The sequence below is a fragment of the Aerosakkonema funiforme FACHB-1375 genome, assembly GCF_014696265.1.
In the GTDB taxonomy this organism is placed as follows: Bacteria; Cyanobacteriota; Cyanobacteriia; order Cyanobacteriales; family Aerosakkonemataceae; genus Aerosakkonema; species Aerosakkonema funiforme_A.
In genome coordinates this window covers 1-10,550 of record NZ_JACJPW010000186.1, presented here as the reverse complement: position 1 = coordinate 10,550, position 10,550 = coordinate 1, and the positions used below count along the sequence as shown (strand labels likewise).

General features: G+C 45.2%; 12 protein-coding genes. 7 read left to right on the top strand and 5 right to left on the bottom strand.

Features of this window, described 5'->3' with window-relative positions; genetic code table 11:
* Nucleotides 1–314 precede the first annotated feature (314 nt).
* Together H6G03_RS35810 and H6G03_RS35805 are read left to right on the top strand one after the other, a co-directional pair.
* Complete coding sequence (locus tag H6G03_RS35810; protein ID WP_190475458.1) at nucleotides 315–536, top strand: hypothetical protein; 222 nt, start codon at nucleotides 315–317, stop codon at nucleotides 534–536.
* 17 nt (nucleotides 537–553) lie between these two features.
* Nucleotides 554–1,162, top strand: a complete 609-nt coding sequence (locus H6G03_RS35805) for a hypothetical protein (RefSeq protein WP_190475456.1) — start codon at nucleotides 554–556, stop codon at nucleotides 1,160–1,162.
* A 62-nt stretch (nucleotides 1,163–1,224) separates the two neighbouring features.
* Here H6G03_RS35805 and cobO read toward each other — a convergent pair whose 3' ends face one another.
* Together cobO and H6G03_RS35795 are read right to left on the bottom strand one after the other, a co-directional pair.
* On the bottom strand, nucleotides 1,225–1,893 hold the full coding sequence (gene cobO, locus H6G03_RS35800; RefSeq protein WP_190475454.1) for a cob(I)yrinic acid a,c-diamide adenosyltransferase: 669 nt from the start codon (nucleotides 1,891–1,893) through the stop codon (nucleotides 1,225–1,227).
* A gap of 92 nt (nucleotides 1,894–1,985) precedes the next feature.
* A complete protein-coding gene (locus H6G03_RS35795) occupies nucleotides 1,986–2,276 on the bottom strand; it encodes a hypothetical protein (RefSeq protein ID WP_190475453.1) in 291 nt (96 codons plus the stop codon).
* 251 nt (nucleotides 2,277–2,527) lie between these two features.
* Here H6G03_RS35795 and H6G03_RS35790 point away from each other — a divergent pair, with 251 nt between their 5' ends.
* The 3 genes from H6G03_RS35790 (at nucleotide 2,528) to H6G03_RS35780 (ending at nucleotide 5,271) form a co-directional block, all read left to right on the top strand.
* Nucleotides 2,528–3,376: a ferritin-like domain-containing protein gene (locus H6G03_RS35790; protein ID WP_190475450.1), complete on the top strand. Its 849-nt coding sequence runs from the start codon at nucleotides 2,528–2,530 to the stop codon at nucleotides 3,374–3,376.
* 9 nt (nucleotides 3,377–3,385) lie between these two features.
* A complete protein-coding gene (locus tag H6G03_RS35785; protein ID WP_190475448.1) occupies nucleotides 3,386–3,913 on the top strand; it encodes an O-acetyl-ADP-ribose deacetylase in 528 nt (175 codons plus the stop codon).
* Nucleotides 3,914–4,080: 167 nt separating this feature from the next.
* Nucleotides 4,081–5,271, top strand: a complete 1,191-nt coding sequence (locus H6G03_RS35780) for a homospermidine biosynthesis protein (RefSeq protein WP_190475446.1) — start codon at nucleotides 4,081–4,083, stop codon at nucleotides 5,269–5,271.
* Between the two features lie 319 nt (nucleotides 5,272–5,590).
* Here H6G03_RS35780 and H6G03_RS35775 read toward each other — a convergent pair whose 3' ends face one another.
* Nucleotides 5,591–6,553, bottom strand: coding sequence for an XDD3 family exosortase-dependent surface protein (locus tag H6G03_RS35775; protein ID WP_199315647.1), 963 nt, complete (start codon nucleotides 6,551–6,553; stop codon nucleotides 5,591–5,593).
* A gap of 198 nt (nucleotides 6,554–6,751) precedes the next feature.
* On the opposite strand from H6G03_RS35775, the gene H6G03_RS35770 reads away from it, so the two are divergent.
* Nucleotides 6,752–8,131: an inorganic phosphate transporter gene (locus H6G03_RS35770; protein WP_190475444.1), complete on the top strand. Its 1,380-nt coding sequence runs from the start codon at nucleotides 6,752–6,754 to the stop codon at nucleotides 8,129–8,131.
* On the opposite strand, the gene H6G03_RS35765 is transcribed toward H6G03_RS35770, so the two are convergent.
* The gene (locus H6G03_RS35765) at nucleotides 8,122–8,277 is read right to left on the bottom strand and encodes a hypothetical protein (protein ID WP_190475442.1); all 156 of its coding nucleotides are present in this window, start codon (nucleotides 8,275–8,277) and stop codon (nucleotides 8,122–8,124) included. The two genes, H6G03_RS35770 and H6G03_RS35765, sit on opposite strands and share 10 nt — an antisense overlap.
* Before the next feature lie 289 nt (nucleotides 8,278–8,566).
* On the opposite strand from H6G03_RS35765, the gene H6G03_RS35760 reads away from it, so the two are divergent.
* Nucleotides 8,567–10,171, top strand: coding sequence for a DMT family transporter (locus H6G03_RS35760; protein ID WP_190475440.1), 1,605 nt, complete (start codon nucleotides 8,567–8,569; stop codon nucleotides 10,169–10,171).
* Between the two features lie 189 nt (nucleotides 10,172–10,360).
* Here H6G03_RS35760 and H6G03_RS37620 read toward each other — a convergent pair.
* A partial coding sequence (locus tag H6G03_RS37620; RefSeq protein WP_206756673.1) for a hypothetical protein occupies nucleotides 10,361–10,550 on the bottom strand: 190 nt, incomplete at its 5' end.

The following is a 10,550-nucleotide window of genomic DNA, read 5'->3' as shown; positions in this document are numbered from 1 at the left end:
GGGGGGAGTGGGGGAGTGGGGGAGTGGGAGAATAAATTTGTTCCCTATTTCCTTTTCCCTTTCCCCCTTTTCCCCTTTTCCCCTTTTCCCCTTTTCCCCTCTTCCCCTCTTCCCCTTTTCCCCCTTTTCCCCTTTTCCCCCTTTTCCCCTCTTCCCCTCTTCCCTAACCCCTAACCCTTAAGCCCTAACCCCTAACCCCTAGCCCCTTTATCGCTTTTGTAAAGATTTGTTACAAGAATTGGAAAATATTACTGCTGACAGTGAATCTACCTAACAGTCAAGAGTTAGACTGTTATTGTGAGGAGTTTTGGAGTTTGTCTATAATAACTGCGCCTGCAAAGCTAAAGCGGGCAAAATTTATATTTGGCAACATAGCCAGTTTCGGGAAGCAAGAGAAAGTTTTTGCATCCGAGTTTACCAAAGCTTTGTTTGGGAATAAGGAAAAAGTTTTAGTTGAGGGAACTGCACTTTCTAAAGCTTTGGACAAGTCTGAATTAAAACATATTTCCGTTTTAATTGCAATTCATCAGGGGTAGCTACAGTGTTAAATTTTATGAAACATTCTTTTTTACAATCGCGTCACCAGCAAAAGTATTTGCGAGTCCCACTGGCTGGGTTAATGCTGATGGCCAGCCTTGCCAACGGTAACGCCAGCGCCGTACTGGCCAACCCTTCCGAAGTGACTGTCACACCAGGAGAACACCAATTTGTGGAGGCTAAGTCAGTATCTCCATCTGAGGAGTATACTGCCAGCACGAGGGGAACTGGATCGTTCAAACAGTTAGCTGATGGAGTTTACTTGTATGGTAAGTCTTCGCAGCCAGAACAGATCGGCCAGGAATATATGGTGTTTGAGGTAAGGGATGGGCAAGCGATCGGCGCTTTCTATATGCCCAGCTCCGAGTTTAGTTGTTTTCGAGGCACCCTGCAAGCACAGCAGCTGAAAGTGAGTTTAGCTTCTCCCGATGCAGAAATCGCTCAGGAAACTCCGGATGAGGGACAAGAGTTTCAACCTGTAGCTGTCGGAAGCACTTCTCCCAGCAACAGATTTGATGCTGTCACTTTTCCCTTAACGGTAAAACTGCAAGACTATCACCAGATTACCAGCGTTAGCGAAAACGACCAACGCATTTTGAGTATGTGTAAGGCGAACTATCAATAAATTTTAGATTTTAGATTTTGGATTTTGGATTAAATCTAAAATCCAAAATCCAAAATCCAAAATTAATATTCGATACCCGGTTGAGCTTTTACACCTTGTTCGCGAAACGGATGCTTGATGAGTGTCATTTCTGTCACTAAGTCGGCTCGATCGATTAAAGCTCGCGGTGCGCCTCTGCCAGTTAGGATAACATGAGTTTGCTCTGGCTTTTGTTCCAGTCCGGCTAGAACTTTCTCCACTGTCAAGTATCCCAGCTTCAAGGCGACATTGACTTCATCGAGAAGCACCAGTTTATATTCAGGATTGCGGATAAAAGTTAACGACGTTTCCCACGCTTGGTGAGCTTTCTGAATATCTCGCTCTCTATCTTGAGTTTCCCAAGTGAAGCCTTCTCCCATCGCGTAAAATTCTAGCAGGTCGGCCCAGCGACTGAAGGCAGCTTTTTCGGCTGGTTCCCAGGCTCCTTTAATAAATTGTACGATCGCCACGCGGTAACCGTGACCGAGCGATCGCAGCACCATCCCCAAAGCAGCAGTAGTTTTCCCCTTGCCATTGCCAGTGTGAACAATTATTAAACCCTTTTCTATTGTTCTCTCAGCCAGCCGCTGTTCTTGCACTTCCTTACGTCGCTGCATCTTACGCTGGTACTGTTCGGATGTCAGCGATATGTCTTCCTCCGAGTTACTGGCTTCTGGGATTTCGTTTCGATCGAGATTGGTAGTATTTTTCATTCAGCTTGAAACAACAAAATTGCCTTACAGAACTTTACCCTGCTAACTTCACTATAGATTCACTATAGATAAGATAGATTATCTCATCTGAGCTATATAAAATCCCAAACAGTGCCATCGTCCACTTCTTCACTACGCGCCATATCGCCTCGGTAATTATTATTGATGTCAATAGCTTTTTCTTTCAAACGCTGCGGGACGTAGGACAAATCTACAGGTAGTCCGTGCGCTAGAAAGAATTCAGCTAGTTGTTCCGAATGAATATAAATACCTTCAGCGTGCAACCGCCGCAAAATTTCCCGAAAAGAGTGCCAATTTTCTTCGGGATATTGCTGAGATGGTTTACCTTCACCTATTTTGAGCGAGCGGGGTTTCTTGGGCATAGTTGAGAATTGCTTAAATTAAGCAGCAATCTTGGCCAAGTCCAATCTCTTCTAGACTGAGAAAATTTATTTTACACTATTTTTCTGTTTTTTTCAGCTTTATGGCGTTTTTTGGGCATCTATGACCCCTCTTCAGTAGTGGGTCGCCCGCTTTCTGTTGCGGAGATTTTATTTCTGTTCCAACCAATCGGGAAAGGCAGATTTTCACGTAGTAGTAATACGAAACTGCCAAAACTGGAGACAAAAACGCAATGAAGACCACTACAAAATTTGGGCAGAAAGCACAGGACTTAATTAGCCATAAATTATTTGACAACAGTCTTATAGAGGAAATGCCTGCAACAGACAAGCATAATTTTAGCAAAACATCAACAGAATGGTTAGAATACTTTCGTTTCAATCGTGAAAATCTGCTACCCATTCCTTGGGAAGCTTCCTATCGACTCAGCGACATAGAGAAAACAAATATCTCTAACTCTATCCGCAGCTTTCAATTAGGTGAAAGTTCCGAAGGTACTAATCTATTAAAAGCCGCCCGTGCCTACGCTGCTATATCTGGAGATAGTGTTTATGTGGAAACCTTAAAACTTTTTATTGCGGAGGAACAACGACACGCCGCTGATTTGGCTCGATTTATGAAACAGCAGGAAATTCCTCTAGCACAGCGTCACTGGACAGATACAATATTTCGCAAATTGCGAAAATTGGCCAACTTAGAATTTGCGATCGCAGTTTTGTTAACAGCAGAATTAATGGCTTTAGTTTATTATAAGGCATTGGCAGATGCCACGCGATCGGCAGTTTTAAAACAGCTTTGTCAACAAATTTTACGAGATGAAAACCAACACATTTATTTCCAGTCCGAGCAGTTAGGAAAAATACGATATCGCCGCTCAACTTGGCAATTATATTGCACAGATCTGCTACATCGCCTGTTTTTCAATGCTACCCTATTAGTGGTTTGGTTAGATCATTACAAAGTTTTTCGTGCTGGCGGTTATAGCTTCAGCCGCTTTTCTCAGGAGGTTTGGATTGAGTTTGATAATGCAATTCAGACAATGCACCGAAAACCACAAAACACGCAAAGTCAAAAACTCTGAGAATCAAAAATGGAACAAAACCGAATCGCAGTTATCGAAGGCGATATTACCATACAACAGGTGGATGCGATCGTCAACGCCGCCAATAACTCCTTACTGGGTGGTGGTGGCGTAGATGGGGCAATTCACCGCGCCGCCGGATCGGAATTGTATGAAGAATGTAAAAAATTGAATGGTTGCGAAACAGGCGATGCTAAAATCACCAAGGGTTACAAACTACCCGCCAAATGGGTAATCCATACAGTAGGCCCTATTTGGCAAGGTGGCAATTATAAGGAGGATGAGTTATTAGCGAGTTGTTATCGTCGCTGTCTGGAACTGGCAGAAAAAAACAACATCCGCACTATTGCCTTCCCAGCTATCAGCACTGGTGTGTATGGATTTCCCCTCGAACGCGCAACTAAAATAGCTGTCACCGAAGTTAGGAAATTTTGGCAGCGAAATACCTCAATCGAACAAGTAACCTTTGTTTGTTTTAGCAAAGCAGCATACGAATGCTACTTGAAGGTGATGAAAGAAATAGGGGTTATGAACTAAGGGAAGAAAACTCATCGACAAGTCTTTTATACTCAAGCGCGAGTTAAATCAACTTATCGACGAGTATTTTTTTACTCATTCCTAAAAACTGTTCCCTAGCCCCTACTTTCTCTCTTCCCCTAGCCCCTAGTCCCTAATCCCTAACCCCTTCTTTTAGGAGTGCAAAAATGTCAAAAAAGTCTGGTCGCAAAATCGCACCCGCCCCCATGCCCAAAGAAATTGGCGTGGTCGATTTAATCGATAATTATTTTACCGCCTACAACTCCGCTCGGTTGCGCGAAATCTGTCACCTACTCAGTCGCGAAGTTTTCCAAGAAGGCGTAACGGTGGGAGTCAGTCTCTCCGGTGCGATGACACCCGCCGGAATGGGGGTAGCAGCTTTAGCACCCCTAATTCGCAACGGCTTTATTGACTGGATGATTAGCACTGGTGCTAATCTTTACCACGATATTCACTTCGGCTTGGGTTTTGAACTGTTCGCTAGCAGTCCGTTTCTTGATGATATCAAGCTGCGGGAAGAAGGTACAATTCGCATTTACGATATTACCTTTGGCTATGATGTGCTGCTGGAAACCGATGCTTTCATCCGCAAAGTTCTGCAAGCGGAAGAATTTCAGAAGCGAATGGGAACAGCAGAATTTCATTACCTGTTGGGTAAGTATGTGCGGGAAGTAGAAAAGCAACTGGGGGTAAAACATTCCTCCCTGTTGGCGACAGCTTACGAATGCGGAGTGCCCATCTATACATCTTCTCCGGGAGATAGCTCGATCGGCATGAATGTAGCGGCGATCGCATTAGAAGGTTCTCAGTTAGTATTAGATCCAGCACTGGATGTTAACGAAACAGCTGCGATCGCATATTGCGCCCGCGAATCCGGTACAAATCAAGTAGAAGGCAAAAGTGCAGCAGTAATTATCGGCGGTGGTAGTCCGAAAAACTTCCTGTTGCAAACACAACCGCAACTGCACGAAGTATTGGGATTGGAAGAACGGGGTCACGATTACTTTGTGCAAGTGACCGATGCGCGTCCCGATACAGGCGGTTTATCCGGTGCAACGCCTAGCGAAGCAGTCAGCTGGGGTAAAGTCGATCCCGAAGAATTGCCCAGTACAATTGTTTGTTACACCGATAGTACCATCGCCGTACCCATCATCACCGCCTACGCCATGAACCAATGCGAACCTCGGCAACTAAAACGATTGTACGATCGACGCCCAGAAATGATGGAAAAACTCATCACCGATTTCAACAAAGCGAAAACTAAATCGCCAGCAGAAATTCCCGCCGCCGTAGCAAATATTGCTGGCGATGAACCTGTTGCAACTTCTCCAACTGGTAGGTTGATACCCAATTTGTAGCTTGCGGACGATTATAGTCGCGCCGACACAAACAAAGCCCGCCTGCGCGGGCTTTATTCTTTTAAAGACAGAAAATAGCCGTCAATCAATATCTGATATCATATCCTCGCAATAGCCCATAATTGCAACCCTGTAAAATCAATAGTTTCACGCATTTTTATTAGGGGGAATTTGCTGTCCATCATATGAGTCAACAAGAACAGCCCATCAGATACCCGTTCTGAAAAAATTGGTTACCATCGTCTCAAAAAAACTATAGTCCACCAAAGTGGACTATAGAGTAAACCCTGATTTAGAATTTTCAATATCGCAAAGAAGCTCACTTGGCAACTTTGACAGTTGGATAAGCACGACGACGCATTTGAGTACCAAATAAACCCAAACCCAATAAAGTCAAACTAGCAACAGCTGACGGTTCTGGTATGGAAGTGGGTGGTTCGTTGTCTGCCAAAGTCACTTTAACAGCAATCCCATCATTGATGCACTCTTCCAAAAGGCTGATTAAAGCATCACCACTTGGCAATAAGCTGCGATCGAATTTAAACCCAAAAGTTTGGCTGCCAGTAGCGCTGTATTGTGCAAAATTGAGGGAAGCAAGTTCTCCTGCACTCAGAGCCTGGATATCACCAACCTTATTGCCTGTAGCAATCACGTTTTGGATACTATAAGAGGTATCTTCAACTACACCATTTTTCTTGGTCAAGTAATCCTTTGCTTCCGCCGCAGTTAAATCTCCAAAACCTACTTTTCCATGCTGACCGTTGGAATCAGTAGCTGTGTTTTCAACCCAATTTTGATACTTAGAGAAGCGTGAATAGGAATAGTTTTCAAACCCTACGCTCTTGGCTTTGACACCACTATAAAGACCTGTTGTTGCAGCACCAGAATCATTAGTTCCAGCAAAGCGAATACCGAACAACTTTTCCTGAGCGCTAGCATCTTTGAAACTCAAACCTGAAAAATTGAAAAACAAATCGCCCCAGCCAACATTGCCATCTTGAACTTCCGGATGGGTCGGTTCAGCTTGTCCAGTCAAAGCGAGGTTAGCGTTGATGGCTACGAAAACCTTGCCGTTTTCTTCCTTCATCGCCATCCCATAAAGCTCGTAAGAGCTTTTGCTGCCAACTTTATATAAGTCTGCTCCATCATTGAACGAATCTATTGTGTAAGACCAGTTTGGGCTAAGCGTCGCTGCGTTCGCTTGTTGTCCGGTCACAGAGAAAAGGCAGGCAGCAGCAGCAGCGGTTCCGAGTAAAGTTTTAACATTCCGAAGGCTAATCATTTTTTTTTTCTCATGTTATAAGTATAATAAATCACAATCTATGAAGACTGTAACCTGCAATCAAAAGATTTTTGTAAAGTTTAGATGAATTTTATGCAAGCAACTCGGTAAAAATTGGAGTAATTACACACTCTGGGACACCAAACCGGGTTTCCTTGAGGGCTGTCCTGAATTATCCAAGGCTAAACTTGATTCGACATGATAGTTTTTGTCGCCTTACTCGCCTTCTACCTCGCCTGGAACTTGGGAGCAAACGATGTTGCCAATTCAATGGGAACTTCTGTGGGCTCCAAAGCTATCACCCTGGCGCAAGCGCTGATCATCGCTGGGATCTTGGAATTTACGGGTGCGGTACTATTTGGCGGTGAGGTATCCGAAACTCTCGCAACGGAAATTGTCAACCCAGCTACATTCGCTTCAACGCCACAGACTTTGTTAATCGGAATGGTATCTGTACTGATATCCTGCGGTTTGTGGCTGCAAATTGCTACCAGTTTGGGGTTGCCAGTTTCGTCATCTCATGCGACTGTGGGTGCGATCGCCGGTTTCAGTTGGATTGCTGCCGGTATCAATTCGGTAGAGTGGTCATCAATTGGCACCATCACCATTGGTTGGGTCTTAACCCCAGTTATCAGCGGCAGCATAGCATCACTTTTTTATAGTATTGTCAAGCGCTGGATACTCGATCGCCCCCATCCCATAGAACAACTGCGCGAGTGGATACCTTGGTTGAGTGCAGCATTGTTGAGCGTGTTTGGCGTCATTGTGCTACCAACCCTCACTCAACCAGTACACGCATTTCTGACAAACCGCTGCGGAGTAAATCTCCCCGCCCACGATATCACGCTGGTAATAGGAGCGATCGCAGCCGTTAGCCTCTCCTTGGTGAGTTGGCGACAGTTGGAGAGCGGGGGAGCGGGGGAGAATTCTCCAATCCAAAATCCAAAATCCTCTCTTGCGAAGGTGGGCATCGTGACGGGAAGCGGAGCCATTCCGATCTTGGGGTCTCCCCAAGTAGAGGACATGGCGTCCAAGACGCCCACTTCGCGCAAAATCCAAAATCCCATTGAACGGCAACTGGGACGATTTCAAGTCCTCAGCGCTTGCTTTGTCGCCTTTGCTCACGGTTCCAACGATGTCGGGAATGCGATCGCTCCCTTAGCTGCGATCTCCTACATCCGCCGCACAGGTTCCGTTCCCTTGGGCGACTTCAGCATACCCCTCTGGATTTTGGTACTCGGCGGTTTGGGAATCGTCGCCGGATTAGCCGTTTTGGGTAAAAACGTGATTACCACAGTCGGAGAAAACATCATTCCCCTCCAACCCAGTGGCGGTTTTTGCGCGGAACTGGCAACCGCCACCACCGTTTTGCTCGCTTCCCGACTCGGTTTGCCCGTCTCCACTTCTCACGCCCTCGTCGGCGGCGTCATTGGCATCGGTTTGGTACAAAACTGGCGATCGATCCGTATTACCACATTACGAAGCATTGCGGGGGCATGGGTAATCACCATTCCCATTACTGCCAGTCTGGGCGCTACAATCTTTGCTATTGCTCGTTTGCTTCTACCTCAGTTATAGTAAGCGGCAGGGGTAAATCGGTCTTGCGGTTGCCGCGATTGGGTTTCGTCCGATTTTTGTAAATCGCAGACTTCAGATGCTAAAGCAGCAGCATAACGTTGGAAAATAGCATCTAATTTCGTAAAGTGTTCTTGAGGTGAAAGCAATTATTTAAACCTCTAACGGCAAATAAGCGATCGCAAAATTGTAAATCTATAAGTACCAGAAAGTACCGGAAAAACTTCCACGCTGTTGTGCTAGGAAGGAGAAAGATAATATATCTCAAAAGCGTCATGTAAACATATTCCTCATAAATTCGTAAAAAATTATTTAAATACTTAAGGTTATTTAATTACAATTTGGGGCTGCATTTGACAAAATACTTAGGAATACCCATAAAAAAGCAAGTAGCAATCCACGTTATTTGATAGCCAATTGACAAGAGGATAGACTCTAATGGGGCAACTGGACAACCAAACAGAAGCTCAGGGTGGAAAGAACCCGCAGGCAGCACAGGACGCGCTGAACGACCTGACCGAGCAGCTGCAAAATCTCAAAGAAAGTTTGATCTCCCAGCTGTATCAGGAGGTTAATGAACTACAGTCGCAGAAAAACAGCCTGTCCACCGACATCAAAAACCTGCAATCCCAATATCGGGACTTGCAATCTCAGCAGCAGGTACAGCAACTTGCCGAAGTACTCGCCAGCCATCTGCAAGAGCAATTGCGGCAGCAAATTATCTCGTCGGGGACCGGTTCTGGCCAGCTTCCCAGCAGCTACAACGATAATGCCTACCGCCTGCTTTCATCCCTAGATTCCACCCTCAGCACCACCTTAAAAACCCTGCAACAGGATATCAGCAGCTATCAAAGCGCTCTATCCCAGCAGCTGGGTCGGATGCACAGCCTCGAACAGCAAGGAGAAGCAATTTTAGAGGCACTGGTCAGTCGCATTAAGTTCCAGCTACAGCAAAACACCCAGCCCAAAGCAATCGGGCCAATGGAACAACCGAGCGCAAGGCCAGCCGTACAGCCTGCCACCGCACCTACAGCTGCACCAACTCAGCCCAGCAATTTTGTCACAGGGGTGACCCTAATTCTGATTTCTTCTCTGATGTTTTCGTTGCAAAACGTTATTGTCAGAGTAATTTTGAGAAAGCAAACGATATTTGGTCTATCTGAACTGGGAGGATTTATTTCTGCCAGTCCGGGAAATTCCCTGTTAATTTTGGCGATGCGAATGCTGTTTGTCGCACCGATAATGGCTTTTATCGTAGCGCCGTGGCGTTATAGCAATACGTGGCGCGATATCAAACAATTGGGCAATCGGGAACAGCGGGGCAGACTTTTGAGCGTAATAGGCAGTGGCTTCTTTCTGTTCCTATCTCAATTTTTCATTTACATTGCTTTAGGCAATATACCTGCTGGTGTTGCTACCACAATTTTCTTTATCTATCCCACGGTTACCATTCTGTTAGCTTGGCTAATCTTTAAGGATAAACCGACTTTCCTTCTCATCTTGGCAACCGTCTCAATTTACATCGGCGGCTTTTTGACCATTCCTAACCTGACCGCAGGGGCTAAAGGTAACTATACACTAGGAGCAATCACAGCGATCGTATCCGGGATCGCTTTTGCAATTTACGTGATTTTGATCAAAGTCAGTAAAATGCACCCCATCCCCTTTAGTGTCGTCAACTTCACAACCATATTGTTCTTGTCCGCCTTTGTGCTGCCATTTGGCAGTTTTGTGCCAACGTTAGCATACAAGGTCGATCCCAAAATGTGGCCTACTCTGTGGATAGCAGCCTTAGTTTTAACAGTTACTTCGTTAGTCGGCTACCTACTCAATAACATAGGCGTACCCATGATTGGGCCTGCCCTTGCCTCCGTTGTGGGTGCGAGTGGCCCTGCTTTAACTGTGGTCTTAGCTTTGTTGATCATCAATGAAAAGTTAACTCTCCTGCAAGTACTCGGTGTTGTACTTGTAACTGTGTGGGTACTTGGCATTAGCGTAGAAAATACAAAGCCAAAACCACCCGCTCAACCCGCGAGAAGATAACTCTCAGCTAAACTTAAAACTGAAGCATGAATGATGAGGACTGAGTGTAATTTAACTCAGTCCTCTCTCATATTAAAGTAGATTGTAGGTTTGGTTTCGCTGTTGCTCAACCCAACACCAGAAAACTTTTTGGGTTTCGTTATCTCCAACCAACCTACTATATTTGAAAGCAACTTGGTATCGACCAGATTATCCACTTACCACTAACCAATATTCGTGATGCCGATGTGTAAATATTATTCCATTTGGCATTACGTTAATAGGATTTTTTCTAAGTAGTCGGACAAAAGTAATCGACACTGTATGAACTTTTGTTAAGGCACTTGCAGGAGTGCGATCGCTACCCACGGATAGTACAAATGTATTGTAAAAATTGACA

Bases quoted from the DNA above. Each gene is read 5' to 3' on its own strand.
- cobO (WP_190475454.1), bottom strand. From the start codon at position 1,893: ATGAAAAATACTACCAATCTCGATCGAAACGAAATCCCAGAAGCCAGT.
- H6G03_RS35780 (WP_190475446.1), top strand. From the start codon at position 4,081: ATGTCAAAAAAGTCTGGTCGCAAAATCGCACCCGCCCCCATGCCCAAA.
- H6G03_RS35805 (WP_190475456.1), top strand. From the start codon at position 554: ATGAAACATTCTTTTTTACAATCGCGTCACCAGCAAAAGTATTTGCGA.
- H6G03_RS35790 (WP_190475450.1), top strand. From the start codon at position 2,528: ATGAAGACCACTACAAAATTTGGGCAGAAAGCACAGGACTTAATTAGC.
- H6G03_RS35795 (WP_190475453.1), bottom strand. From the start codon at position 2,276: ATGCCCAAGAAACCCCGCTCGCTCAAAATAGGTGAAGGTAAACCATCT.
- H6G03_RS35775 (WP_199315647.1), bottom strand. From the start codon at position 6,553: ATGATTAGCCTTCGGAATGTTAAAACTTTACTCGGAACCGCTGCTGCT.
- H6G03_RS35785 (WP_190475448.1), top strand. From the start codon at position 3,386: ATGGAACAAAACCGAATCGCAGTTATCGAAGGCGATATTACCATACAA.
- H6G03_RS35760 (WP_190475440.1), top strand. From the start codon at position 8,567: ATGGGGCAACTGGACAACCAAACAGAAGCTCAGGGTGGAAAGAACCCG.
- H6G03_RS35770 (WP_190475444.1), top strand. From the start codon at position 6,752: ATGATAGTTTTTGTCGCCTTACTCGCCTTCTACCTCGCCTGGAACTTG.